This is a genomic window from Cryobacterium sp. M23 (assembly GCF_002929655.1).
Classification (GTDB): Bacteria; Actinomycetota; Actinomycetes; order Actinomycetales; family Microbacteriaceae; genus Cryobacterium; species Cryobacterium sandaracinum.
Genome location: NZ_PJJV01000059.1, coordinates 13,621 through 37,698 on the forward strand (window position 1 = coordinate 13,621; position 24,078 = coordinate 37,698).

At 69.0% G+C, this 24,078-nt stretch carries 23 protein-coding genes and 1 pseudogene; 8 read left to right on the forward strand and 16 right to left on the reverse strand.

Annotated elements, in window-relative coordinates:
• Positions 1–31: 31 nt before the first annotated feature.
• Positions 32–823 carry a 3-oxoacyl-ACP reductase gene (locus tag CXY82_RS05075; protein ID WP_166786616.1) on the forward strand — a complete coding sequence of 264 codons (792 nt, stop codon included), beginning with the start codon at positions 32–34 and terminating at the stop codon, positions 821–823.
• A gap of 67 nt (positions 824–890) precedes the next feature.
• Entirely contained in the window at positions 891–1,637 is a 747-nt protein-coding gene (locus CXY82_RS05080) for a FadR/GntR family transcriptional regulator (RefSeq protein WP_104169991.1), read from the forward strand.
• Positions 1,638–1,665: 28 nt separating this feature from the next.
• Here CXY82_RS05080 and CXY82_RS05085 read toward each other — a convergent pair whose 3' ends face one another.
• The 3 genes from CXY82_RS05085 to CXY82_RS05095 all read right to left on the reverse strand — a co-directional run bounded on the left by CXY82_RS05085 (position 1,666) and on the right by CXY82_RS05095 (position 5,264).
• Positions 1,666–1,971, reverse strand: a complete 306-nt coding sequence (locus tag CXY82_RS05085; protein WP_233194207.1) for a hypothetical protein — start codon at positions 1,969–1,971, stop codon at positions 1,666–1,668.
• A 118-nt stretch (positions 1,972–2,089) separates the two neighbouring features.
• Positions 2,090–3,595: an NCS2 family permease gene (locus CXY82_RS05090; protein WP_104169954.1), complete on the reverse strand. Its 1,506-nt coding sequence runs from the start codon at positions 3,593–3,595 to the stop codon at positions 2,090–2,092.
• 139 nt (positions 3,596–3,734) lie between these two features.
• Entirely contained in the window at positions 3,735–5,264 is a 1,530-nt protein-coding gene (locus CXY82_RS05095) for a carboxylesterase/lipase family protein (protein ID WP_233199213.1), read from the reverse strand.
• Positions 5,265–5,366: 102 nt separating this feature from the next.
• Here CXY82_RS05095 and CXY82_RS05100 point away from each other — a divergent pair, with 102 nt between their 5' ends.
• Positions 5,367–6,647, forward strand: a complete 1,281-nt coding sequence (locus CXY82_RS05100; RefSeq protein ID WP_104169956.1) for a uracil-xanthine permease family protein — start codon at positions 5,367–5,369, stop codon at positions 6,645–6,647.
• 260 nt (positions 6,648–6,907) lie between these two features.
• Here CXY82_RS05100 and CXY82_RS05105 read toward each other — a convergent pair whose 3' ends face one another.
• The 3 genes from CXY82_RS05105 to CXY82_RS05115 form a co-directional block, all read right to left on the reverse strand.
• On the reverse strand, positions 6,908–7,237 hold the full coding sequence (locus CXY82_RS05105) for a peptidase (RefSeq protein ID WP_104169957.1): 330 nt from the start codon (positions 7,235–7,237) through the stop codon (positions 6,908–6,910).
• The gene (locus tag CXY82_RS05110; RefSeq protein ID WP_104169958.1) at positions 7,234–8,436 is read right to left on the reverse strand and encodes an inorganic phosphate transporter; all 1,203 of its coding nucleotides are present in this window, start codon (positions 8,434–8,436) and stop codon (positions 7,234–7,236) included. Before CXY82_RS05110 ends, CXY82_RS05105 begins: the two co-directional genes overlap by 4 nt.
• An 89-nt stretch (positions 8,437–8,525) precedes the next feature.
• Positions 8,526–8,999 carry an 8-oxo-dGTP diphosphatase gene (locus tag CXY82_RS05115; protein ID WP_104169959.1) on the reverse strand — a complete coding sequence of 158 codons (474 nt, stop codon included), beginning with the start codon at positions 8,997–8,999 and terminating at the stop codon, positions 8,526–8,528.
• A gap of 61 nt (positions 9,000–9,060) precedes the next feature.
• Between CXY82_RS05115 and CXY82_RS05120 the strand changes: the two genes are divergently transcribed.
• The gene (locus CXY82_RS05120; protein WP_104101065.1) at positions 9,061–9,315 is read left to right on the forward strand and encodes a mycoredoxin; all 255 of its coding nucleotides are present in this window, start codon (positions 9,061–9,063) and stop codon (positions 9,313–9,315) included.
• Positions 9,316–9,404: 89 nt separating this feature from the next.
• Here CXY82_RS05120 and CXY82_RS05125 read toward each other — a convergent pair whose 3' ends face one another.
• The 5 genes from CXY82_RS05125 to CXY82_RS05145 all read right to left on the reverse strand — a co-directional run bounded on the left by CXY82_RS05125 (position 9,405) and on the right by CXY82_RS05145 (position 15,377).
• Positions 9,405–10,433 carry a 6-phosphofructokinase gene (locus CXY82_RS05125; RefSeq protein WP_104101064.1) on the reverse strand — a complete coding sequence of 343 codons (1,029 nt, stop codon included), beginning with the start codon at positions 10,431–10,433 and terminating at the stop codon, positions 9,405–9,407.
• A 112-nt stretch (positions 10,434–10,545) separates the two neighbouring features.
• Positions 10,546–12,726, reverse strand: coding sequence for a DEAD/DEAH box helicase (locus tag CXY82_RS05130; protein ID WP_104169960.1), 2,181 nt, complete (start codon positions 12,724–12,726; stop codon positions 10,546–10,548).
• 204 nt (positions 12,727–12,930) lie between these two features.
• Positions 12,931–13,266, reverse strand: coding sequence for a DUF6804 family protein (locus CXY82_RS05135; RefSeq protein WP_104169961.1), 336 nt, complete (start codon positions 13,264–13,266; stop codon positions 12,931–12,933).
• Complete coding sequence (locus CXY82_RS05140) at positions 13,266–15,143, reverse strand: DUF2207 domain-containing protein (protein WP_104169962.1); 1,878 nt, start codon at positions 15,141–15,143, stop codon at positions 13,266–13,268. The genes CXY82_RS05135 and CXY82_RS05140 overlap by 1 nt, the downstream gene beginning before the upstream one ends.
• Positions 15,144–15,179: 36 nt before the next feature.
• Complete coding sequence (locus CXY82_RS05145) at positions 15,180–15,377, reverse strand: cation-translocating P-type ATPase (protein WP_199180885.1); 198 nt, start codon at positions 15,375–15,377, stop codon at positions 15,180–15,182.
• A gap of 89 nt (positions 15,378–15,466) precedes the next feature.
• Here CXY82_RS05145 and CXY82_RS05150 point away from each other — a divergent pair, with 89 nt between their 5' ends.
• Together CXY82_RS05150 and CXY82_RS17245 are read left to right on the forward strand one after the other, a co-directional pair.
• Positions 15,467–15,745, forward strand: a complete 279-nt coding sequence (locus CXY82_RS05150) for a metal-sensitive transcriptional regulator (protein ID WP_104101060.1) — start codon at positions 15,467–15,469, stop codon at positions 15,743–15,745.
• A gap of 106 nt (positions 15,746–15,851) precedes the next feature.
• Positions 15,852–16,019: a hypothetical protein gene (locus CXY82_RS17245; protein WP_158252085.1), complete on the forward strand. Its 168-nt coding sequence runs from the start codon at positions 15,852–15,854 to the stop codon at positions 16,017–16,019.
• Between the two features lie 602 nt (positions 16,020–16,621).
• On the opposite strand, the gene CXY82_RS05155 is transcribed toward CXY82_RS17245, so the two are convergent.
• Positions 16,622–18,181 (reverse strand): SDR family oxidoreductase, encoded by a 1,560-nt coding sequence (locus tag CXY82_RS05155; RefSeq protein ID WP_104169963.1) that lies wholly within the window; start codon positions 18,179–18,181, stop codon positions 16,622–16,624.
• Positions 18,182–18,315: 134 nt separating this feature from the next.
• Between CXY82_RS05155 and CXY82_RS05160 the strand changes: the two genes are divergently transcribed.
• Positions 18,316–19,176 (forward strand): hypothetical protein, encoded by an 861-nt coding sequence (locus CXY82_RS05160; protein WP_104169964.1) that lies wholly within the window; start codon positions 18,316–18,318, stop codon positions 19,174–19,176.
• A gap of 91 nt (positions 19,177–19,267) precedes the next feature.
• On the opposite strand, the gene CXY82_RS17545 is transcribed toward CXY82_RS05160, so the two are convergent.
• Genes CXY82_RS17545 through nudC form a run of 4 tightly spaced genes read right to left on the reverse strand, consistent with a single transcriptional unit; the run spans position 19,268 to position 22,969 of the window.
• Positions 19,268–19,519, reverse strand: a complete 252-nt coding sequence (locus tag CXY82_RS17545; protein WP_199180886.1) for a hypothetical protein — start codon at positions 19,517–19,519, stop codon at positions 19,268–19,270.
• Between the two features lie 9 nt (positions 19,520–19,528).
• Positions 19,529–20,269, reverse strand: coding sequence for an SGNH/GDSL hydrolase family protein (locus CXY82_RS05170; protein WP_104169965.1), 741 nt, complete (start codon positions 20,267–20,269; stop codon positions 19,529–19,531).
• 25 nt (positions 20,270–20,294) lie between these two features.
• Positions 20,295–22,010, reverse strand: coding sequence for an ATP-dependent helicase (locus tag CXY82_RS05175; protein WP_104169966.1), 1,716 nt, complete (start codon positions 22,008–22,010; stop codon positions 20,295–20,297).
• Positions 22,001–22,969 (reverse strand): NAD(+) diphosphatase, encoded by a 969-nt coding sequence (gene nudC / locus CXY82_RS05180; protein WP_104169967.1) that lies wholly within the window; start codon positions 22,967–22,969, stop codon positions 22,001–22,003. Before nudC ends, CXY82_RS05175 begins: the two co-directional genes overlap by 10 nt.
• Positions 22,970–23,059: 90 nt before the next feature.
• Between nudC and CXY82_RS18520 the strand changes: the two are divergent.
• A pseudogene (locus tag CXY82_RS18520) lies at positions 23,060–23,821 on the forward strand (phosphotransferase); the annotation flags it as partial.
• Positions 23,822–24,078: the final 257 nt, after the last annotated feature.

The following is a 24,078-nucleotide window of genomic DNA, read 5'->3' on the forward strand; positions in this document are numbered from 1 at the left end:
CACACCCCCAGACGAACCCCAAGGAGCCAGCATGAGCACCCTCACCCCCATCGACCTCACCCAGCGGCTCGCGGGCCGGGTCGCCGTGATCACAGGCGGCGCCAGCGGCATCGGCCTGGCCACGGCGAAACGGTTCGCCGCGGAAGGAGCAACGGTCGTGATCGGCGACCTCGACGAGGCGGCGGGGCTCGCGGCGGCCGACCAGCTCGACTGCCTCTTCGTCAAGGTGGATGTTACCGACGAGGACGAGGTCAACAACCTCTTCGACACCGCCTATCTCACCTACGGCTCCGTCGACATCGCGTTCAACAATGCCGGGATCTCCCCGCCCGACGACGACTCGATCGAGACGACCGAGCTGCCGGCCTGGCAACGGGTGCAGGACGTCAACCTGAAGTCGGTGTACCTGTGCTGCCGGTCCGCCCTGCGCTACATGGTGAAGCAGGGCCGCGGGTCGATCATCAACACGGCCTCGTTCGTGGCCGTGCTCGGCTCCGCGACCAGTCAGATCTCCTACACCGCCTCGAAGGGCGGCGTGCTCGCGCTCAGCCGCGAGCTGGGCGTACAGTTCGCGCGCCAGGGCATCCGGGTCAACGCCCTTTGCCCCGGCCCGGTGAACACCCCGCTACTGCAAGAGCTATTCGCGAAGGACCCGGAGCGCGCGGCCCGACGGCTGGTGCACATCCCAGTCGGCCGGTTCGCGGAACCCGAGGAGCTCGCGGCCGCGGTCGCGTTCCTGGCCAGCGATGACTCCTCGTTCATCACGGGCTCCACGTTCCTGGTCGACGGCGGCATCAGCTCGGCCTACGTGACGCCGATGTAGCGGTGCGGGAGGGTGCGGAAACCGTGATGGACTGGAAGTTCGACCAGGAGCCAGGACCAGAACAGTGATCGACGACGAACAGCCCGGGCTCGACAGTGGCCTGCTGCTGCGCCCCGTGCACAGTGGCAACGCCTTCGAGGAGACCGTGCAGCGGCTGCTGCAGACCGTGCGGCTGGGACTCGTCGCGCCCGGCGAACGACTGCCGGCCGAACGCGAACTCTCCGCCATGCTCGCCGTGAGTCGGGACACGCTGCGGGATGCGATCGCATCCCTGGCCGAGGCCGGCTATCTGGTCTCCCGACGCGGCCGCTACGGCGGCACCTTCGTCAACGATTCGTTGCCCCAGCAGACGCCCGGCCGAGGCCACGAGCGTGGACTGCCGGCGCGCCGGGACATCTCCGTGGCCGAGATCGAGGACGCGCTCGCGCTCCGGGAAATCTTGGAGGAGGGCGCCGCCCGGCATGCCGCCGCGCGCACCCTGTCGCCCGGCGAACGGGAAGTGCTGTGGAACAGCCTGGCCGACTCGATCGGCGCCACCGGCGAGGACTACCGCCGGCTCGACTCCAGGCTGCACCTCACCATCGGCGAGCTGGCCGGCTCACCGTCGCTCGTGCCGCTGCTGGCCGAAGTGCGGATGCGGATCAACGAACTGCTCGACAACATCCCGTCACTCGGCCCGAACATCGCACACTCGGACCGGCAGCACGAGCAGATCGTGACCGCGATCCTGACCGGTCGGCCCGACGCCGCCGCGCATGCGATGGCCGAGCACCTGTCCGGCACCGCCCTGCTACTGCGCGGCTTCCTGGAGTAGCGCGAGGCCGCGCCGGGCCAGATCGAGGTCAGATCAAGAACGCGAACGGTAGGGCCAGCAGGCCGAGGGCCAGCGCCAGCAGCACGAGCAGGAGCGAGCCGGCCAGCAGCACCGCGTTGAGCACGATGCCCCAAATCGCCAGGGTGCGCGCCTGCGGTTCCCGGCCGAGGGCGAGGATGCCGACGACCAGGCCGGCAATGGGCACGAGGAAGGTCCAGCCGGCGACGATCGACACGAGGCCGAGCACGAGGCTCGACACGGCCAGAGTGCTGCTCCGCGGGGGTACGGGCTCGGCAGTGTAGACCGTGGCCTGGTCGGGAGCGATGGTTGACATGGGTGGTTCTCCGTTTCGATGGGGAGCGACGGATGCCGCTCTCCCAACGACACTACGGAGCATCCGTTCTGGCACCCATGGGGTTAGCCCCCGAATCGGGCCGGGGGCGGCCACGCGGTCACGCGCCGAACAGAACCTCGATCGGGCCGCGCACGAAGAAGACCAGGAAGCCGGCCGCGACCACCCAGAGCAACGGGCTGATCTCGCGCGCCTTCCCCGAGAACGAACGCACCAGCACCCAGGTGATGAAGCCGGCCCCGATTCCGTTGGCGATCGAGTAGGTCAGCGGCATCACGATGATCGTGAGGAACACCGGTAGCACGATGGAGAATTCCGTGAAGTCGATGAACCGGATCTGGGACACCATCATCGCGCCGACGATCACGAGGGCGGCCGCGGCCACCTCGAGCGGCACGATCTGGGTGAGCGGGGTGAAGAACATGGCCGCGAGGAACAGAAGTCCCGTGACGATGTTGGCCAGTCCCGTGCGAGCACCCTCGCCGATGCCGGCACCGGACTCGATGAACACCGTGTTCGACGAGGCAGAGGTGGCCCCGCCGACGACGGCGCCGACGCCCTCGACGATCAGGGCGGATTTCAGGCGCGGGAAGTTGCCCTTCTCGTCGGCCACATCGGCCTCGCTGGCAAGGCCGGTCATGGTGCCCATGGCGTCGAAGAAGTTCGTGAAGACGAGCGTGAAAACGAGCATCGACGCGGCCAGCATGCCGATCCGGTCGAAGGCGCCGAAGCTGACCTGTCCGACGAGGCTCAGGTCGGGCAGCGAAACGATGGAGGTCGGCAGTACCGGCGCGTTCAGGTTCCAACCGTCGGGGTTCTGCCCGAACGACGGCCCGACCTTGAAAATCGCCTCGAGGACCACCGCGATCAGCGTGGTGGCGACGATTCCGATTAGGAGGGCCGCCTTCACCTTGCGGGCGACCAGGATGCCGAGAATGATCAGGCCGAGCACGAACACGGCGGTCGGCAGGCTCACGACGGAGCCGTTGTCGCCGAGCTGCACGGGCGGCGACGCGGCGCCGCTCGCGCGCACGAAGCCGGAGTCGACCAGGCCGATGAAGGCGATGAACAGGCCGATGCCGACCGTGATGGCGATCTTCAGCTGGCGCGGCACGGCGTTGAAAATGAGCTCGCGTAGGCCGGTGGAGGCGAGCAGCACGATGATGAGCCCGTTGATGACCACGAGGCCCATGGCCTCCGGCCAGGTCACCTGGCCGACGACGCTCACGGCCAGGAAGGAGTTGATGCCGAGGCCCGCGGCGAAACCGAATGGAAGCCGGGCGACGGCGCCGAACAAGATGGTCATGACGCCGGCGGTGAGGGCGGTGACCGCGGCAACCTGGCCGTTGGGCAGCCATCCGCCGGCCACGTCGACCGCGGCCTGGTCGGCGCTGAAGCCGCCGAGGATGAGCGGGTTGAGGATCACGATGTAGGCCATCGTGACGAACGTCACCAGACCGCCGCGGATTTCCCGGCCGTAGGTGGAACCGCGCCGGGTGATTTCGAAGTACCGATCGATGCGGGCCTTGACCCCCGGGTTCGTGCCCGCCGGAGTGTCCGGCTTTGGGGCAGGCGTGGATGACGTGTGGGTCTCTGTTTCAGAAATGGGGTGCTCCTGGTGTCCGACTCAGCTGATTCTCAGTTGCCCAGTTTACGGCCCCGGAGTGCGGGCCGATTCCGCGGGGCTGCGCGAGGACGGCCCGCGGAGGCAACCGGCCGGGCTGCCGGGCTGTGGCACGCCGGGCTCAGATGTGCGGCACGAAGGCGTCCCAGGCCCGGCGGCGGTCCCCGCGCGGGTCGGACTCGACACGGTCGACGGCGTCGATGACCAGGGTCAGGCGCTCGGCCTCGTCGTAGAGCGGCCAGGCCGCATCCGGCACCCCGGAGGCGGCGAAACTGAGCCACCAACGCTGCATCCGGGCACCGATCCGCTGGAAGTCGCGGCGACCGCCGAGCGCGGTCATGCCGCGGCCGAACCAGCCGTCGAGCCGGTCGAACAGCGGGAACAGCTCGAGGCCGTGCGTGGCGTCGAGCCCCATCAAACGCACCAGGCGCGGCGCGGCATCGAAGCGGTAGAAGCGCACCGGGGCATACCGGGAGTGCCGTTCGCCCACGCGCACGCTCGGGTACCAGAACGAAAAATCACCACCGAAATCGAGGGCGGGCCGCAGCGCGGGTATCCCGGGGTACTGCGCCCGCAGGCGCGTGCGAGCTTTCTTCTTGGTGTTCGCGAACACGGCGCGGATGCGCCCAGGCGTCGTGGCGAGGATGTCGATGCGCCCACTGAACAGCGAACCTTCTCGCGAGTTGGTGCCGATGATCAGCGGAATCCGGTGGGCGCGGCCGTCGCGGAAGGCGTCGAGAGGTCGTTCGGGCAGGAAGTCGCCGTCGATCACGGGCGAGAGCGGGATCGTCCCGGGGTACCGGTCCGGGGCGCGCCGGGTCAGGTCGCTCGTGGCCTCGGCCAGATGTGCCGGGTCGGCCTGCAGAAGCAGGGCAGCGGCATCCGTCGCCGTGTTGGTCGAGTTCGTCGGGTCGGCCTGCCCGGTGCGCCGGGCCAGGAGCCGCACAAAGTCCGCTGCCCACTCGGCGGTGACATCGGGGGCATAGACGGCGTTCGGCGGGGCGCTCTGCGCGATCGCGCGCTGGAAGAGTCCGGCGGCGGCCGGGACGGTCATCAGGGTGGTCACGGCGTTGGCTCCGGCCGATTCGCCGAAGAGGGTGACGGCATCCGGGTTGCCGCCGAACGCGCGAATGTTGCGCCGCACCCAGCCGAGCGCAGCCACCTGGTCGCGCAGCCCGAGGTTGCTCTCGAACGCATGCTCCGCGGTCGAGTAACGGCTGAAGTCGATGTAGCCAAGCGCCCCCAACCGGTAGTTGAGGCTGACATAGACGATGCCGCCGCGCCGCACGAGCCCCTCGCCCTGCCGGGGCACCTCCCGCGAGGACCCGACGCTGTAGGCGCCGCCGTGGATGAAGACCATGACGGGCCGCAGCATCCGCGGGTCGACCGGTTCGTCGGGAGCGGTCACGTTGAGGTTGAGGCAGTCCTCGCTTTGCGGGATCGTCGGTTTCGCGGCGATGAACTGGCCGCGGTGGCTCTGCGTGGCGACCGGGCCGAAGGAGCTTGCATCCCGTTCGCCCTGCCAAGGCGCGACCGGCTGCGGGGCGCGGAATCGGAGCTCGTCCACGGGGGCGGCCGCGTAGGGAATCCCGCGCCACTGGCGCACCCCGCGCACCCGGATTCCGTGCAGCAAGCCGGTCTCAATCCGCACCGAGAGTGGCTCTGCTTGGGCAGGCTGAACGGATGGTCTCACCGTCCGATCTTAATTGTTCACTACCATCGGGATTACGCACGACACGGAAACGAGAAACACATGGCTCTGCCCTGGACCCTGCACGGTGACGGAAAAACGGTCGGAGCCACGGATGTCGTCGGCCCCGGCGAGCGCCTGAACTGGCCGCTGACCATCGGGATCGGCACCCAGCACGTCATCGCCATGTTCGGTGCCACGTTCCTGGTACCGCTGCTCACGGGCTTCCCACCCAGCACGACGCTGCTCTTCTCGGGCATCGGCACCCTGCTTTTTCTGGTCATCACGCGCAACAAGCTGCCCAGCTACCTCGGCTCCTCGTTCGCCTTCATCGCGCCGATCACCGCCGCGACCGCGAGCGCGGGCATGGGCAGCGCCCTGTTCGGCATCATCGTCGTCGGCCTACTCCTGGCCCTGATCGGCGTGATCGTGCAGCTCACCGGCACCGGCTGGATCGACGCATTGATGCCGCCCGTCGTCTCCGGGGCCATCGTCGCCCTGATCGGCCTCAACCTGGCGCCCGTCGCCAAGTCGAACTTCGAGCTGGCCCCGCTCACCGCGCTGATCACCCTGCTCGCCGTGATCCTCTCGACCGTGGTGTTCCGCGGCATCCTGGGCCGGCTGTCCATCTTCATCGGCGTGATCGTGGGCTATGTGGCCGCCGTGGTGGCCGGCGAGGTCGACTTCAGCGGGGTGGGCGAGGCTGCCTGGATCGGCCTGCCCCAGTTCACCGCGGCGATGAACCCGTTCGCGGATCCGTCCGCCGCCCTCGGCGTGCTGCCGGCGTTCCTGCCGGTCGTGCTCGTGCTGGTGGCCGAGAACGTTGGCCACATCAAGGGCGTTGCCCAGATGACGAATGTGAAGGTGAACCGCTTCACGGGTCGCGCCCTGATGGCCGACGGCCTGGCCACGATGCTCGCCGGCTTCAGCGGCGGATCGGGCACCACCACCTATGGCGAGAACATCGGCGTCATGGCGGCCACCCGCATCTACTCCACGGCCGCCTACTGGGTCGCGGGCATCACCGCGGTGCTGCTCGGACTCTCCCCCAAGATCGGTGCGGTCATCAACACGATCCCGGCGGGGGTGCTCGGCGGCGTCACCACGGCCCTCTACGGCCTGATCGGCATCATCGGCGTGAAGATCTGGCTCGACAACAAGGTCGACTTCAGCAAGCCGGTCAACCAGTTCACCGCGGCCACCGCGCTGATCATCGGCATCGCCGACTACACATTCTCGGCCGGCACCCTCAGCTTCAACGGCATCGCGCTCGGCACGGTCGCCGCCATCGTGATCTACCACCTGATGACGTGGGTGGCCCAGGTGCGCGGCACCGCACGGTAGCATCCGCGGCCCTCCGCAGCGTCGCAGGTAGTGGCTCGCGGCGCACGTTCTGGCTCGCGGCGCACGGTCTACCGTGCGCCCAGCTCCTTGCGCCGCCAGCCTGACGGACCAGGTCGCGCAGTCATCCGGCGTCGCGCGCGTGCAGCGCCGTTCCGCACGTGGCGTGCCACCAGCGCAGCGGCGCGGCTACCGCGCGGCGACCGAGAGCGCCCGTTACGGCACGGAACGCTGCGAGGGAAGCGCAACAGGGACGCAGCGGGTCAGCGGTGCAGGGCCGGCACAATCAGGTAGACACCGTAGAGCACGGCCGCGCTGCAGAGCACGAAACAGGCGTAGGCGCCCATCAGGGCGACCTGCTTCTGCAGGGGGCTCAGTGGGCCGGCGGCGGCCTTGCGAGCGCGCTTGGCCTCCTTGGCCGCACGCTTGGGGGTGAGAACGGTGATGGCTCCCGTGAATTCGGCCGGTTCGACCACGGGAACGCGGCCGGCGGTGGTGAGCAGCCGCAGCCCGAGCGAATACAGGCTCACCACGACCACGGACGAGAGGAGCGAAGCGACCGCGACGACGAGGAACGCAGACCAATCGATCACAGCGCGACCTGCTTCCGATCCTTGCGAGAGGCCGTGCGGGAGGCCTTGCGGGGGGTCTTCCGGATCTTCACGACCCGCCCGGCGTCGTCGATGTCGTGCAGGTTGTCGTGCGTGACCCGGCTCTGGCGGGACCGGCGAAACAGCACGGCGACGACGAGGGAACCGATCACCAGGTCGAGCACGATGCCCATCGGTCCGATCAGGGCGAGTCCGGCCGCGAAGGCACCCATGATGGCCGCCGCCGGCAGGGTGAGCACCCAGCCGAGCGCGATCTGGCCGGCCATGCCCCAGCGCACGGTCGAGCCGCGGCGGCCCAGGCCCGAGCCGATCACCGACCCGGACGCGACCTGCGTGGTGGAGAGCGCGAAGCCGAGTTGGCTGGACGCGAGGATGGTGGCCGCGGTGCTGGTCTCCGCAGCGAAACCCTGGGCCGGCTTGATGTCGGTGAGGCCGCGACCCATGGTCCGGATGATTCGCCAGCCGCCGGTGTACGTGCCGATCGCGATCGCGATCGCGCAGGTGGTGATGACCCACAGCTGCGGGCCGGTGCCCACGTTTTGCATCCCGCCGGCGATCAGGGTGAGGGTGATGACGCCCATGGTCTTCTGGGCGTCATTGGTGCCGTGTGCGAGGGCAACGAGCGACGAGGAGATGATCTGCGCGTAGCGGAAGCCGCCCCGGCCATCCGCCTTGCCGGAATCCCGCCGGGTGATGAAGTAGGCGAGCCTGGTGGCGAGGTAGGCGACGATGCCCACCGTGAGCGGGGCGATCAGTGCCGGCAGGATGACCTTGGCCAGCACGACGTCGTAGGCGACCGCCTGCGAGCCGACGCCGATGATCGTCGCGCCGATGAGTCCGCCGAACAGGGCGTGGCTCGAGCTGGACGGCAGGCCACGCAGCCAGGTGATGAGGTTCCAGACGATGGCGCCGATCAGCCCCGCGAAGATGATCTCGGGAGTGATCTGAACTCCGGCGTCATCCTTGTTGATGATGCCGCCGGAAATGGTCCTGGCGACCTCGGTGGAGAGGAAAGCCCCGACCAGGTTCAGAATGGCGGCGAGTCCCACCGCGACCTTCGGGCGCATGGCGCCGGTCGCGATGGGGGTTGCCATCGCGTTCGCGGTGTCGTGGAAGCCGTTGGTGAAGTCGAAAATCAGTGCGAGCGCAATCACAAGCGCAACGATCAGGGTGAAATCCACCGGCGTCTTCCTCTGGGTGTACGACAGCCGAAGTTATCTCAAGCTGCACCGCGGTGATAAGCCTGACACTCCCGGGGAAGCAGGTCAATTCAAACCGGGTCGACCACCGTGGCCAAGTCGGGGCCGAAGGTGTAGGTGGCCCGCACCGGAATGCCGGCGAGCACCCCCGGCAGCCAGTGCCGGGCGTCGTCCCACATCTCGTCCACCGGTAGCGCGGCCACGTCGAACCAGACCGGGTTCAGCTCGTCGGACTCGCGCGGGGTGCCGCTCCACTGCGTGCAGACGAACACGCTCGATTCCTGGCTCCAGATCTCCCGGTGCGGAAACAGGTAGGTCAGCAGACCCAACGGGGTCAGGGCGGATGCCGCCACGACCAGGCCGGACTCCTCCTCGATCTCCCGCACCATCGCCTCCACGGCCGACTCCCCCGGCTCGAGCTTGCCGCCCAGGCCGACGATGTTGCCCCGGCCCAGTCCTTTCTTCTTGCGGCCGAGCAGCACCTGCAGGTCCCCCGATGGAGAACGCCGGGTGAGGTAGCCCACGCAGACCTGAGGAAGAGACATGAACCAATGGTAACGAGGTACGGTCCGGCTCCCGTTCAGGCCGGTTTGTTAGGGTCCAGTTATGAACTTCGTGCCGGAATCCGGAACCATAACCATGTTCACGACGACCTGGTGCGGCTATTGCACCCGCCTGAAGACCCAGCTGGTCAAGGCCGGCATCGCCTACACCGAGATCAACGTGGAGGAGGTCGACGGCACGTCCGAGCTGGTGATGAGCCTGAACAACGGCAACCGCACGGTTCCGACAGTCCTCTTTCCGGACGGCTCCAGCGCGACGAACCCGTCGCTGGCGCAGGTTCAGGCCAAACTCGCCTGAGTCGGTCCCGTAACGAACGAAGGGGTCCCGGTTGAACCTCCGCCAATCGACGGAAATCGATCCGGATCCCCTCAGCGCCTGGTGCGGGTTTAGCCGAACAGCACCGCGGCCTCGTCGTAGCGCGCCTGCGGCACGGTCTTCAGACCGATGGTCGCTTCCGCGATGCTGACGATTTCCATGTCGGTGCCACGCAGGGAAACCATGGAGCCCCACTGGCCGGCGTAGACGGCGTCGACGGCCGCCATGCCGAGGCGGGTGGCGAGCACCCGGTCATAGGCCGACGGAGCGCCGCCGCGCTGGGTGTGGCCGAGGACGGTGGCGCGGGATTCGATGCCCGTGCGCTCCTCGATCATCGGGGCGATCATCTCGCTGATGCCGCCGAGGCGGGGGCGGTTGAACGCGTCGAGGCCCTTGGTCGAGAGCGCCTCCTCCATGCCGGCGAGCTTGAAGCCCTCGGAGACGACGAGCACGGGTGCGCGGCCGCGGTCGCGCACGTGCATGACCCAGTCGCAGATCTGCTCGATGGTCTGGGGCTGCTCCGGGATCAGGATGGCGTGGGCGCCGCCGGCCATGCCGGAGTGCAGGGCGATCCAGCCCACGTGGCGGCCCATGACCTCGACGATCATGCAGCGGCCGTGGGATTCGGCCGTGGTGCGCAGTCGGTCGATGGCCTCGGTGGCGATCTCGACGGCGGTGTTGAAGCCGAATGAGTAATCGGTGGCTTCGAGGTCGTTGTCGATGGTCTTGGGAACGCCGACGATCTGGAGTCCGGCATCCGTCAGTCGGCGTGCCGCGGTGAGGGTGCCCTCGCCGCCGATGGCGATGATCGCGTCGATTCCTTCCGCGTCCATCGTCTTCTGAATGTTAATGGGGCCGCCGTTTTCACCCTCGAACGGGTTCGTGCGGGAGCTGCCGAGGATGGTGCCACCCTGACGGGAGAGACCGCGCACGCTGTGCCGGTCCAGAGTCATAAAGTCGCCCTCGACCAGGCCTTTCCAGCCGTTGCGAATGCCGACGAATTCGGCATCGAGGACGCGGATGCCTTTAAGGACGGAACCGCGAATAACCGCGTTCAGGCCGGGGCAGTCTCCGCCGCTGGTGAGGATACCAATTTTCATTTGTCGTTGCTCCTTGTTGCACAAGTGATCAGATTGGCGCCCACACCGCCGCCACTCAATGATGGACCTCAAACGAGGCCCGGTTCAAATCCACGCCGGTGAGGGGCGCGTTCTACAACTCCCCGTCGAGAGCCAGGGTCAGCAGGTAGATCAGGGCGCTGGCCTGCACGGAATCGGCGGACGAGATCTCGTCGACGGCGCCGTCCAGGGCGCGGGCCGCGAGGCCCTGCTTGCTGCCGATGAGTTCGGCGATGCGCGCGTCAATGGTGTGGGCGGCGATGATCCGCCACGCGGTGACCGGCTCGTCCTGGCCGATGCGGTGCACCCGGTCGATGGCCTGTGTCTGCTCGGCGGCAGTCCAGCTGAGCTCGGCGAGCACGACGTTGGAGGCGGCCTGAAGGTTGACGCCGACTCCGGCGGCAGAGAGGGAACAGACCACCACGGCCACCCCCTGGTCCTCGTTGAAGGAGTCGATGGCGGCCTGGCGGGCCAGTGCGCTTTGGTCGCCGCGCAGGGAAACCGTGCGCAGGCCGCGCTTGGCGAAGATGTCTTCGGCGGCATCCATCACGTCGATGTGCTTGGCGAAGAACACGACCTTGCCCACCGAGTGCGCCAGCTGCACGGCGTAGTCCGCCGCGAGGGCGGCCTTGGCCTGACCGATCTTGCGCACCATGGTGAAGACGTTCTCACCGGTCGTCTGCCCCTTCGACTCCTCGAGTTCGGCGTGGGCAACCGCGCGGATGAAGGCGGCCCGCTGCTCGCCGTCGAGGACGGGCGGCGTCTGGCCCGGATGGCGGGCGGCGACGAGGGAGTGGTACCGGGTGACCAGGCGGGCGGCGAGCTCCCGCTCGGCCTGGCGGATGGAGCGGCCGAGGTCGTCGTCCAGCTCGACCGGGATGTCGGCGATGCGCTTGGCCGGCAGGTCGGCGGCGACGTCGACCTTGCGGCGGCGCACGATGCCGAGGTCGATCACCGCGGCACGCGCGGCGCTGTAGAACCCGGAGTCGGCCGGGGTCAGCCCGATCGCTTCGAGCTTCTGCATGAGTCTGGGGGCCGGCTTGTCGCCGTCGAGCCAACCGAGGAACTGCCAGATCGCCCGGAAGTCGTCGACGTCGTTGATCAGCGGGGTTCCGGTCAGAGCCATCAGCAGCGGGTTGCCGCCGGGCGTGCGGCGCCGGATCTGCTCAGCCAGGGCCAGAACGTGCTTGGAGCGCTGCGACTGCAGGTTCTTGATGAAGTGCGCCTCGTCGACGACCATGCCCTTGAAGCCCAGGGTGCCCAGCCAGGTGCGGTGCCGGTCGAGCACGTCGTAGTTGACGATGACCACATCGGCGAAGGCGTCGAGCGTGTCGCCGTCGCCGTGGATGACGGTGGCCCGGCGGTTCGGCGTCCACAGTTCGACCTCGCGCACCCAGTTCATCTTGACGACGTTGGGAACGATGGCCAACAGCGGGTAGGCCCCACTGACGGATGCCGCGAGCAGGCTCTGCGCCGTCTTCCCGAGCCCCGGCTCGTCGGCGAGCAGGTAGCTGCGGTGGCCCAGGCGCGCGCTTTCGACGAACCGGGACTGGTGGCGCATCAGCTCCATGCCGCGAGGCGAGAGCCGGTCGACGCGGGGTGCCTCGGGCAGGTCCATGCTGGCGGCCTGACCGCCGGAACCATACTCGAAGGATTTGAACAGCGGGCCGATGAGTTCCCAGTTGGCCAGGCGACGGCCGGAGACGACCGGCTGGGCCGTCGCGGCGCTGAAATCGGGCGCGAGGAACGGGTTGGCGAGCTGGCGGGCCTTGACCGACTGAGGGATGACCTGGTTGACCGGAATTTCCGGCTTGGCCTCGGCCTCGCGGGTGATGATCAGTTCGTCGGGGGTGAGTTCGGCACCGGACTCAAGCAGCCAGTCGCGGCGGAACCGCTGCGCGACCGTGGACACGCCGGCATCCGGTTCCAGCAGGGTGATCAGGCTGGTGTCGCGGGCCGCGGTCTTCGCCAGGATCTGGGCGATGCCGTCAAGGCGTTTCAGCAGTTCCGCGCGGTTCGCGTCGGTGAGGTCCTTGTCGCCCTTGACCCGGGCGCGTTCCTCGCGCATGAGCAGCGCGATGACCTGGTACTTGGTGCGGTTGGTCGGGCCCAGCTTGGCGCCGATCTGCGCCTTCGCCTCCACCTCGCGCACCTTGCGGGCGAGGATGGGAATGATGGGGGCGTCATCGTCGCGGGAACGAGGTCGCTGCCGAGCGCGACCTCCGGCGGCAACACGGTTGTTCGAACCGGCGGCCTGGTGGCGGGTGTAAGCCATTCTTCTCCAACTTCACAGCAGCACAGCAGACAAAGGCCGTGCTCGACGTGGTGCGGCATCCGTGGACACCGGTGCGATCGATACGTCGAAGCCTGAATCGAGCAACGTGCCAACCCTATTTGCGCCACCGGCATTTGGGATGCAGCGGCACGGTCAAGACGGTAATCGGGCTTTTTCGACGCGAATCCAGTCTACGCCCGCTGGTCAATCCCGATGCACCGGCACCTTGGTGACGACCCCGACGAGGATGAAGACCAGCGCGGCGATGAACTGGGCGGACACCCAGCCCCGGCCGGACAGGTCGATGACCACGATCGGGTTCCAGAGCACCGCGATCGGAACGAGACCGATCAGCCACAGCCAGGCCTTCGCCTGGATGGCGAAGACGCAGAGGATCATCGCAAGGATGCTGACCGCGTACCGGATGATGATGAAGCTTTCGGAGTCCAGCAGCGCTAGCCCGCCGAGCAGGATGACCGCCCCGAGCAGACCGGGGGCCAGAGCGGAACGTGTGACTGTGGGTTCGACCGGGGTGCCCATCAGACGCCTCCTCCTCCGCCGCCGCCTCCACCACCGCCGACCGAGCCACCTCCACCCGAACCGGAACTGGAGGAACTCGACGCGCTTCCCGACCAGGAGGCCGAGGTGGAGCTCGTGAACGAGCTCAACCCGGCGGCGAACCAGACCGGGTTGAACGGAGCGGACTCAGCGTACCAGTCCGGCTGCGCGTCACTCCGGGCGTAGTAGTCACCGAGAACCTGGGCCCACTCCTTCTCCTGACCGAACAGCACCGCGAACGGCAGCAGGTGCTCATAGAGCTTCAGCACCTGCCCCGGCTGCCCCGGATCGGGCAGGCCGAGAACGGATGCCGGGTCCGGCCGGTCGGGCGACCTCAGCGCTCCCTCGGGGCTCTGCAGCACTCGCAGCCGGTCGGCCTCGGCTATATCGATGTATAGCTTCACGCCGGCCAGGTAATCGCGCAGCTCGGCGTCGGCAGCGGTGAGTGGGCGCACACTCGCGGACACGACAAGGGTCGTGACCGGGGTGGCGATGCCGAGCACCAGTACGAGCACCGGCCAGCCCCCGCCGACCTCCGTGACGAACGCCCCGACGCAGCCGACCAGAGTCAGAATGCCGGTGAGCACAGCGCCGACGAGCAGCCAACGGCGCAGCCGGCCACCCTTCCTCTCCCGCAGCCCGTCGGCCAGCACCTGCTCGGTGACCGCCTGGAGCTGCTTGGCCAGCCCGGCGCCCAGCTTGGTGTCCTTCGTCTTGAGGTCGCGGCTCGTGCCCGCGTGCAGCCCCGGGAACAGCAGCCGGAGCACCGCCTGCTCGGCCGGGTCGAGGTCTCTGGTGTGCAGCAGCTCGAGCAGGTAGTGCTTTGTGCCCTCCCCCTCCAGGACCCGCACATTGCCACGCACAGCGAAGCTGAGCAACTGGGCGGTCATGGCCTTGGCGCTCGTGCGCATCACGTTTCCCGCCACGAGCAGGTTGACGCCCTGCGGCCGCAGGTACTCGGCGACAACGGTCGGCCGACCCGGTGCGTTCCGCCAGCGGGTGGCCCGGGAGGCGACGGCGAGACCGGCGCCGAGCAGGCCGATCAGGGCCGCTGCGAGGCCGATACCCGGGAACGGGTTCGCCGTGAACGACTGGTCGCGGGGCACGAAGGTGCCGGGCTCGAACCCGACGGACAGAGTGAGCCCCTCGGCCGGGCCGAGTGCCCCGGCGGTGACGTCGATCGGGACGGCCTCGCCCGCGGCATCCGTCGTCAGCGAGGCGCAGGGTTCCGACGAATCGCCGGTGCCCTGATAGCAGGCGGCATCCCCGGTGAGCCAGGGCGCAACCACCGGGTCGACGGTGAGGGTGGCGGACACATCGCCGAACGGCTGGGCCCAGCCGGTGCCGTTGACCTCACGGTAGAACTCCTGGATCGAGGCATCCTCCGGGTCGAGCGTGACGTCGACCTGTTCGCAGGTGATGACATAGGTCTGCGCGCCATGCACGAAGACATCGGTGGCGATCGTCACCGCCAGGAACTGGTCTCCGCCGTCTTCGCTGGTGGTTTCGGTCTCGACGTCGCGCTGCCGCCCGTTCTCGTCGGTGACGCTGACCAGTTCCAGGTCGGTCGGATGTCCGTCGTAGTGGGTGGGGATGGCACGCAGGATGCCCCGGTTCTGGTCGGTCTCCGGAAACCGGGCCACGATCGTCTCGGTGGTGGTGAGGCGCGAGTGCCCGTCGCCGGTGAGCAACAGCCGGAAGTCCGAGTGCCACGAGTCGAAGGTGAAGTCCTCGACGCCCGCCGACACTGCGGACGGCCCCCGCACCGGGCCGGCTACCGCGAGGCCGGGGGCGGACAGGCCGAGCAGCGCGCATGCTCCGTGTGTGGCTGTGAGCAAGAGGATGAGCGCACGACGCATGCCTTCACTCCACGGAGAGCCGAACCGCCGGCGCGGCTACCGGACGGTGTTCGAGCGCAGGCTATTGAGCACCACGAACAGGCTGGAGAACGCCATCGCTGCGGCGGAGATCAACGGGTTGATCAGGTTGAACACGGCCAGTGGCAGCGCCGCCCGGCCGTAGCAGAAGGTGCAGAATAGGGTACCCCTGATCACGCGCAGGGTGCGTCGGGACAGCCGGATGACGTCGGGCATGGTGCCAGGTGGTCGCACACGATGGTGACGTCGCTGGCAGACGACAGAATACCCCTCCGGGGTATTTGGAATCGCGGTACTGTAGACCCATGATTGACGACATCAAACGGCGTGCCCTGCACCGTGCCCGCATCCTCGAGGGTCAGATGCGTGGTTTGGAGAAGATGATCGAGAACGAGGATTACTGCATCGACATCCTCACGCAGTCCCTGTCAATCCAGAAGTCGCTCGGCTCGCTCAACAAGCTCCTGGTGGACAATCACCTGCAAACCCACGTGACCGAGATGTTCGAGGCCGGGGGCGAGGCTCGGGGGACCGCCATCGCGGAGCTGCTCAAGGTCTTCGAACTCAACAACAACCGAGGCTGACGCCGGAGGCACCGCCGCGTTGACATCACCGGTGGAATCAATTAGCGTCTCTGAATGCTCCAAATCCGGGCATCGGTCGTTCCCCCGAGACGAATTGGTTTTCCCATTGACTTCAGAATCTGCATCCCTGCCGAACCTTCCCGGCCACACCGAACACCACGACATCACGAATCTGGTCGGCGAATACCGCCAGCGCCAGCTCAATCTCTTCCGTGAGCGCCAGCTGGAACTCGAGCCCGACGAGCAGATCTCTGCGCACCTTCCCACGCACTAGCCACTGCGCACGAGTCACTGCGCAGACTCGCCCCACATCAGATCTGCTGGATCGGCATCGCGTTGCTCGCAAGTCTTCCATAGTGCCTCGCCGTGACCGCACCGGCCCCTGAGTGAGTCCTCATCGCTTCGCGGCGTCGCGCGCACACGATCGGGTCCGACGGCACCGCGTGCACGCGGGTCATCACCGGCGAGGCGGCGAGTGCCCCGGTCAAGGCCCGAGCCGCACGAGTCATGCGGCGCCTCCGGCGATCACCGTTTGGTATCCGGCAGATGGTGTGGCCAACTCAGGAGATCCGCTCGGGGCATGCCGGGCATCCGCGCTGGTTCCGCACTAGTCTGCGGCGGCTGGCGGACCCAGGCGGCGGATGTCCTGAGTTGGCCACACGCGCGGGCTCAGCCGGGCCTGACCGACGAAAGCGTCCGGGGCGCCAGAATCGCCGTCGACTCCGTTCCGGGCTGAGTGGCTGCAGGGCCTCGGACTCGGAAACCCGGGCGGTTGGAACGCGGATTCATACCGCGTCGCGGTCCCGGTCTTCACCGGTCAGGTCAGGGCCCGGTCAGGTCAGGGCCCGGTCAGGTCAACCTCGGTGAACTCACCGCTCAGGCGGCGCGCTCGGCGACCGGCCGGCCCGATCCGGGGGCAGTCGGGGCAGTCGTGGCGTTCGCGTTCGTCACGGCCACCTCCACGGCAGCCTCCCCTACGGCGGCCGCCGTGATCCGGTTGGCCATGCCGGTGAAGATGACGCCGTGGAAGGGCAGGATCGCGAACCAGTACAGCCGACCGCCCAGTCCCCGCGGGAAGAAGACGGCGCGCTGACGGTACACGGAGCCGCCGCCCGGCGCCGGAACCGCCGTCATCTCCAGCCACGCCCGGCCGGGAACGCGCATCTCGGCACGGAGACGCAGGAACCGGCCGGTGTCGATGCGTTCGACCCGCCAGAAGTCCAGCACATCGCCCGTATGCAGGTGGTCGGGGTTACGACGGCCGCGGCGCAGGCCGACCCCGCCGACGAGCTTGTCCATCCAGCCGCGGATGGCCCAGGCCAGCGGGAATGAGTACCAGCCGTTGTCACCGCCGATGCTCTCGATCACGCGCCACAGGTCTTCCGGCTTCGCGGCGGTGTGCTTTTCCTTGAGGTCGGTGTAGACGAGGTGCCCGGCCCATTCGGGGTCGCTGGGCAGTGGGTTGCTCGACGCGCCCGCGATCGACGCGTTTCGCCAGCTGGTCTCGACGTCGCCGTCGCGCATGCGGCCGAGGGCCAGGCGCACGGCGGTGCGATACCCGGTGAGGCCCTCTTTCGGCTGGGGAATGTACTGGTCGATGTCGCGCTCGTGCACCACACAGTCGTTCTGCAGACTTGCGATGATCGGCACGGCCAGGCTGCGCGGGATGGGCGTGACCAAATTGACCCACTGCGATGCGAGCCAGGGCGTGAACACGGGCAGGGACGCGATGGGGCGCTGGCGAAGGCCGGCCTCGAGGGCGTACCCGTTCATCATCTGGCCGTAACGCAGCACGTCGGGGCCGCCGATATCGAAGGTGCGGTTGACGTCGGCGGGAAGCTCCGCCGACGCGACGAGGTAGTAGAGCACGTCACGCACGGCGATCGGCTGGATCTTGTTGCGCACCCACTGCGGCGCCGGCATGTACGGCAAAACGTCGGTCAGGTGCCGGATCATCTCGAACGACGTGGAGCCGGACCCGATGACCACCCCGGCCTGGAGGGCTGCTGTCGGCACACCGGACTCCACCAGGATGCGGCCGACCTCTGCCCGGGAGCGCAGGTGCTGGGACAGCTCCTCGGTGTCCGGGTGCAGCCCGCCCAGGTAGACGATGCGGGAGACGCCGGCCGCGGCGGCGGCTGTAGCCACATTCGTGGCCGCGAGGCGTTCCGTGCTCTCGAAGTCGCCGCGGGTGCCCATCGAGTGCACCAGGTAGTAGAGCACATCGACCCCGGCGACGGCGGATCGCACACTGGCCAGGTCCCCGAGGTCGCCCTCGGCGACCTCCACCTGTTCGACCCACGGGACATCCTTCAGCTTCTGGGGTGTGCGCACGAGCACGCGCACGTCGTAGCCGGCTTCCAGCAGCAGGGGAACGAGTCGGCCGCCGATATACCCGGTAGCGCCGGTCACAAGTACACGTCGTTGCGTCGTCATAGTGAAAGCCTAGGGGCGGATGCTGGACTGACGCCGAGGATCGGGCAAACGGCCGCGCCGTGCGGAGCTGTGGCTGTGGGCCAGGGCTGTGGATGACTCGCGCGGGCGCGCGCCCAGTGCGGCATCATCGCTGAATGACACTCCGACTCGATCCCCGGTATCCGGTCGTCTGGCGCTCGCCCGACATCATCCAGGTCGGCGTCGACCGCCCGTTGGTCGTGATCACCGCCCTGAGCCCGGGACTCGAGCGGGTGCTCGCGGCCCTGTTCGTGGGGGTGCCCCGCTCCGGAGCCCTGATGATCGGGCGGGAGGGCGGGGCCTCCGACGAGGCCATCCTGGCGCTGCTCCGCGCCCTGCGGCCGGCTCTTCTGGTCACCGCCGAGAATGTTCCGGGCCCGGCCCGGATGCCCGAACCGGTCGCCGTGGCACCGCCGCCCAGAATCTGCGTCGACGGGTGCGGGCTCACGGCGGACCTGATCCGCACCCTGATCGGCACCCTGGGTCTGACCCTGGCCAAGACCGACGACCCCGGCACCGGGCTGGCCGTGGTCCTGGGTCACTACGCCCTGGAACCGGAGCGGCACGGGCGCTGGCTGCGCCGGGACATCCCGCACCTGCCCGTGGTCTTCAGCGACAGCGAGGTGCGGATCGGACCCCTGGTCGAGCCGGGGGTCGGCCCCTGCCTGTACTGCCTGGAGCTGGCGCACATGGATTCCGACCCGTCGTGGGCCGCCCTGGCCTGCCAGCTGCTCAGCCGCCGGGCACCCACGGAAACCCCGCGGGCCGGCATCGATGTGGCCGCCCTCGTCGCCGGGATCGGCCACGACCGGCTGGTCCTCGGGCGGTCCATCCTCACGGAGACCGCGCTCGTCTTCGACGTGGCGTCCGGCACGCTCAAACGTCGTGGCTACCGGCCGCATGAGTCGTGCGGCTGCCGCACCGTTCCCGGGAACGTGACCGCGCTGCCCGGGGCCGGGCGCCCCGCCCGGGACTGACGGGACAGGTCCAGGTCAGACCCGCTCGCAGACCGGGGCCCAGATCGGGCTCGGGCGAGCCGGATGCCCCGCTCCAGCCCCACGAACAGGGTCAGGTCGAGAAGGGGCCGGGCTTCGGCCCAGCCGCCCTCGCCGTGCAGCAGGTAGTTGCCCTCCACCACCACGAGGCGCCGGCGTTCAGCCGGGCGACCAGCGCCTCCCCCACGGTCGACTTTCCCGATCCCGGGGCGCCGGCCAGGCCGACGAGGGTGCGCGAGCCGGCATCCGTCGCCTGCCGGGTGCGTTCGAGTTCGACCGCCCGGACGACCGCGACAACCTCGTCGAGTGTACGGAGCAGGGCCATCAGGTGCTCTCAGCCGACCGGGCGGTCGAGTCGGAGGCCGGGCGCGGAGTCGAAGACGAACCGGGCCCAGAGGCGGTAGCCGAGCGCGCTCGGGTGGAACTCGTCGCTGGCGAAGAAGCCCTCGACGTAGGGCGGCGGGGTCGGGATCGCGGCGACCCCGTCGAGACCCTCGACGGCCAGGCGGGCGCCGGTGTCGAGGCTCGCGGCGTGCCGCGCGAGGGTGGCGCGCAGGGGTTCGGGCAGCAGCGCGAAGCGGTCGAAGCGCGGCATCAGCGACACGAGCACGGCCGCCTGCGGCGCCGCGGCCCGCAGGGCGAGCACGATTCGGCGCACATCGTTCGTGAAGGCGTTTCGGGAGCGCAGCCCCAGCGCATCGTTCGCGCCGATGGTCAGCAGGGCCAGGTCGAAGGGCACGGCGGCGGCGTCCGTCAGGAAGCGCTCGCGCACGTCCCGGGCCGTGGCGCCGTTCTCACCGATCGCCCGCCAGGTGCTGCCGCGGCCCCAGCGCTCGGCCACCTCGTGGGCGATCCAGCCCGGCAGGGCCTCGCTTTGGGTCTCGGCGCCCACGCCGGCGGCGGTCGAGTCGCCGAGCACGAGGATGCGCAGCGGGCCGGGGCCGGGCCGGGAACCGGTCCACGGGAGGGCGGCGTCGGGCAGCCGGGGCGTGTCGCGGCGCAGCCGGCGTGCCTGCGTCACCAGCAACGGCGCGTAGGGCACCGCAGCCAGGCGGGTGAACGGAAAAGTGGGCACGCCCCGAGGCTACCCCGCGCCGGTCTCAGGAGCCGCGGGCGGCGGGCGCACGCACGCCTCGGGCGCCGATCTCGGACAGGAACCGGGAACGCTCTCTGGGGCCGCGCTGCTGGTGGCCCGCAGCAGACCAGCTCAGGGACAGCCGTTTGCGTGCCCGGGTGATGCCCACGTAGAGCAGCCGGCGTTCCTCGTCGATCTGCTCGAAGGTGCCTGCGTAGCTGATCGGCACGAGTCCCTCGGACAGACCGATCAGGAAGACGGCGTCCCATTCGAGGCCCTTCGCCGAGTGCAGCGTCGCCAGGGTCACCGCGGACACCGTGGGTTCGTGCTGGCCGGCCTGGCGCTCCATCAGCTCGTCGGTGAACTGGCGGAATGTGGTCTCCGGGGCTGCCTGGTCGACGAGGCCCATGATCGCGTTCAGCGACTCCCACCGGTCGCGCACCGCGCCCTGGGCCTCCGGCGCACTCTGGCTCCAGCCGAGGGAGCGCAGCACGTCGCTGACGGATTTGAACAGCGGTTCGCCGATGATCGAGACGGATGCCGCGCGCAGCTGCATCACCGCCTGCTTGACCTCGGCCAGGTCGAAGAAGCGCTTCGACCCGCGGATCTGATAGCTCACCCCGACGTCGCCGAGGGCCGTTTCGAGGAAGGCGGCCTGCACGTTCACCCGGAACAGCACGGCGATGTCCTCCGGGCGGGTGCCGCCCTCGATCAGCTCGACGATGTTCTGGGCGACGCCGCGGGCCTCGGCCATGTCGTTCGGGTACTCGCGCACGCCCGGCTCGGTGCCGATTTCGCTGGCGTGGGCGCGCAGGGTGAGGGCGCCGGTCCGCCCGCGCATGAGCTGGTTGGCGGTGGCGACGATCGACCCCGTCGACCGGTAGTTCTGCTCGAGGCGCACGACGGTGGCGTCCTCCCACCGCTTGGGGAAGTCAAGCAGGTAGTCGCTGCGGGCGCCCGCGAAGGAGTAGATGGTCTGGCTGGCGTCCCCGACGACGCAGAGGTCGCGGCGCTGGCCCAGCCAGAGCGAGAGCAGGTCGTGCTGAAGCGGGGAGACGTCCTGGTATTCGTCGACGACGAAGAAACGGTACTGCTCGCGCACCTGTAGGGCGACGGATGGCTCGGCCTCGATCATCCCGGCCATCGCCAGGAGCACATCCTCGAAGTCGATCTGCTTGCGGTCGTCCTTGAGGCGCTCGTAGGACTCCATCATGGCCAGCACCTGGTCCACGTCGAGCCGGCCGGGCAGGCCGCGCTTGGCGATGCCGGCCCCATACGCCTCAATGCCGATTCCGGAGGTCTTTCGCCACTCGATCTCCGCGGCCAGGTCGCGCAGGGTGGCCGTGTCCAGCTTGAGCTTCAGGGTTTCGGCGGCGTGCCCGAGCAGACGGCCCTTGCCGTCGAGGATGCGGGGCGCCTGGCCGCCGACGACGTGCGGCCAGAAATAGTTCAGCTGCGACAGGGCCGCCGAGTGGAACGTGCGGGCGGCGACGCCCCCGGCGCCGAGTTGGCGCAGCCGGCCGCGCAGCTCCGCGGCGGCGCGCGCCGTGAAGGTGAGGGCCATCACCCGGTTCGGCGAGTACGCGCCGGTCATCACGCCGTAGGCGATGCGGTGGGTGATGGCCCGGGTCTTGCCGGTGCCGGCGCCGGCGAGCATGCACACCGGACCCACGAGCGCCTCGGCCGCCACCCGCTGCTGGTCGTCGAGGCCGGCCAGCAGGGAACCGGTGGTCAGCGCCATCCGTGCGCCTTGTCGGGGCCGAATTCGAGGGGTTCGCCGAGCCAGTGCTCGATGATCGCCCGGGCGATCGAGGAACGGCCGGGCAGGATGATGACGTCGCCGGAGGCCCGTAGCTCGTCGCGGCTGAACCAGCGCAGGTCGAGGATCTCCTCCCCGTCGGGGAGCAGGGCCGCCGGAGCCTGGCCGTCGGCGAGCCGGGCCGTGAAGCCGAACATGATCGAGGCCGGGAACGGCCACGGCTGGGAGCCGAGGTAGACCGGGTCGGCCACGCGCAGGCCGGATTCCTCGAACATCTCCCGGATGACGGCCGCCTCGAGCGACTCGCCCGGTTCGACGAAACCGGCCAGGAGCGAGTAGCGGTTGCCCTCCCAGAGGGCGTTCGAGCCGAGCAGGATGCGGTCGTCGGCGTCGGTGATCAGCACGATCACGGCCGGGTCGGTGCGAGGAAACACCTGGCCGCCGCAGTCGGGGCAGCGCCTCGTCCAACCGGCGTTCTCGACCAGGGTGGCCGCGCCGCAGCGCGGGCAGTGGGCGTGGGAGTCGTGCCAGTTCACGACGCCGAGCGTCTCGGTGAACAGTCCCGCGTCGCGGTCGGACAGGGTGGTCGCCACAGGGCGCAGGGACACCCAGAGGGACTCGTCGGGTTCGAGCGCCAGGGCCTCCTCGTCGGTCAGCACGGCCGCGACCAGCGGGGTGCCCACGGGCTCCGGCGCATCTTCGGCCAGGGAACGGCCGAGGTAGAGCCGAAACTCGCCGGCGGGAACTCGGTCGGGAGCCAGCAGGCGCAGTCGGGCGGGGGCGGCGGCCTCCATCAGCGCGGAGCCTCGCCACAGCACGAGCAGGCGCGTGCCGGCATCCGTCTGCAGCGTGTTGAGCAAACCGGGGGTGGCGCGCGCCTCGCCGTCACGGTCGACCGCGTGACGGGATAGCGGCAGACGGGAGGTGAACGCAAACGACATGGTGCTCCTCGGTCTCGGACAGACTGCCGAAGTTGTGTCGAGGCGTGGCGAACAACCGCGCCGAGGGGAAGTCGACCTAACCTAGAAGGTATGGTCAGATCCCCTCTCACTCTAGCCGCGCTGGCCACTGCCGCCGTCCCCGGTCTCGACGTCGTCCAGGTGCGTCTGCACGGCTCCGTCGCGCGTTCCCGAGGAGCCAGCGGCGCGTTCGAATCCGCACTGCTGATCGACCGCGACGACCGTGCCCTCATCATCCGGGTCCCCGCCTCGCAGGCTGCCGAAACCGAGCAGTCCGCCGATCTGGTAGCCCTGCGCGCGCTCACCGTCGGCAACCGGAGCCGGCTCCCCTTCGACGTGCCGCAGTTCGTGGGCCAGGCGCCGCTCAGCGGCACCCGGGCCGTCGTCTACGAGTTTTTGGAGGGCGATTCCTTCGACGCGGATGCCCTCACCGGCCACGCGGGCGTGTCCGGTTCGATCGGCCGCGCCATCGCCGCGGTGCACTCACTGCCGACGGCCTTCGTCGGCACCGCCGGGTTGCCTCAGCAGAGCGCTCAGGAATGCCGTACCGGAACCATCGCCTTGATCGACCGGGCGGCCACCACTGGCTACCTGCCCGCCGCGATCCTGCGCCGCTGGGAACAGGCCACCGACGACGACGGGCTCTGGCAGTTCGCGCCCTGCGTGGTGCACGGGTCGTTGTCGGCCGACTCGTTCCTGATCACCGACGACTCCGTCTCCGGGGTTCTCGGCTGGTCCGCCCTGAGCGTGGGCGACCCGGCCCGCGACCTGCACTGGCTGCTTGCCTCCCGCGGGGCGGCCGGCGAGACAGCCGTCGCGTCGTACGCGTCGGCCCGCCAGGGCAACGACCCGAGGATCACGCAGCGCGCGATGCTCTACGCCGAGCTGGAGTTGGCCCGCTGGCTGCTGCACGGCACGGACACGCGCAGCCAGGGGATCGTCGACGACGCCGTGGCCATGCTCGACGGTCTGGTGGACAACGTGCACCAGGCTACGTCGCATCCGTTGTCACCGGCCACCGGCCCGATCCTCGATGTTGCCGGGGTGGAGAGCATGCTCAAGTCCACACCGCGCGGCATCCCCCGCCGCGA

Excerpts from the sequence above, each read along its gene's own strand:
- CXY82_RS05175 (WP_104169966.1), bottom strand. The coding sequence starts at position 22,010 with ATGGCGCTGACCACCGGTTCCCTGCTGGCCGGCCTCGACGACCAGCAG.
- CXY82_RS05140 (WP_104169962.1), bottom strand. The coding sequence starts at position 15,143 with ATGCGTCGTGCGCTCATCCTCTTGCTCACAGCCACACACGGAGCATGC.
- CXY82_RS05075 (WP_166786616.1), top strand. The coding sequence starts at position 32 with ATGAGCACCCTCACCCCCATCGACCTCACCCAGCGGCTCGCGGGCCGG.
- CXY82_RS05100 (WP_104169956.1), top strand. The coding sequence starts at position 5,367 with ATGGCTCTGCCCTGGACCCTGCACGGTGACGGAAAAACGGTCGGAGCC.
- CXY82_RS05160 (WP_104169964.1), top strand. The coding sequence starts at position 18,316 with ATGACACTCCGACTCGATCCCCGGTATCCGGTCGTCTGGCGCTCGCCC.
- CXY82_RS05130 (WP_104169960.1), bottom strand. The coding sequence starts at position 12,726 with ATGGCTTACACCCGCCACCAGGCCGCCGGTTCGAACAACCGTGTTGCC.
- CXY82_RS05115 (WP_104169959.1), bottom strand. The coding sequence starts at position 8,999 with ATGTCTCTTCCTCAGGTCTGCGTGGGCTACCTCACCCGGCGTTCTCCA.
- CXY82_RS05120 (WP_104101065.1), top strand. The coding sequence starts at position 9,061 with ATGAACTTCGTGCCGGAATCCGGAACCATAACCATGTTCACGACGACC.
- CXY82_RS05085 (WP_233194207.1), bottom strand. The coding sequence starts at position 1,971 with ATGTCAACCATCGCTCCCGACCAGGCCACGGTCTACACTGCCGAGCCC.
- CXY82_RS05125 (WP_104101064.1), bottom strand. The coding sequence starts at position 10,433 with ATGAAAATTGGTATCCTCACCAGCGGCGGAGACTGCCCCGGCCTGAAC.
- CXY82_RS05145 (WP_199180885.1), bottom strand. The coding sequence starts at position 15,377 with ATGCCCGACGTCATCCGGCTGTCCCGACGCACCCTGCGCGTGATCAGG.
- CXY82_RS05155 (WP_104169963.1), bottom strand. The coding sequence starts at position 18,181 with ATGACGACGCAACGACGTGTACTTGTGACCGGCGCTACCGGGTATATC.
- CXY82_RS05150 (WP_104101060.1), top strand. The coding sequence starts at position 15,467 with ATGATTGACGACATCAAACGGCGTGCCCTGCACCGTGCCCGCATCCTC.
- CXY82_RS17545 (WP_199180886.1), bottom strand. The coding sequence starts at position 19,519 with ATGGCCCTGCTCCGTACACTCGACGAGGTTGTCGCGGTCGTCCGGGCG.
- CXY82_RS05135 (WP_104169961.1), bottom strand. The coding sequence starts at position 13,266 with ATGGGCACCCCGGTCGAACCCACAGTCACACGTTCCGCTCTGGCCCCC.
- nudC (WP_104169967.1), bottom strand. The coding sequence starts at position 22,969 with ATGTCGTTTGCGTTCACCTCCCGTCTGCCGCTATCCCGTCACGCGGTC.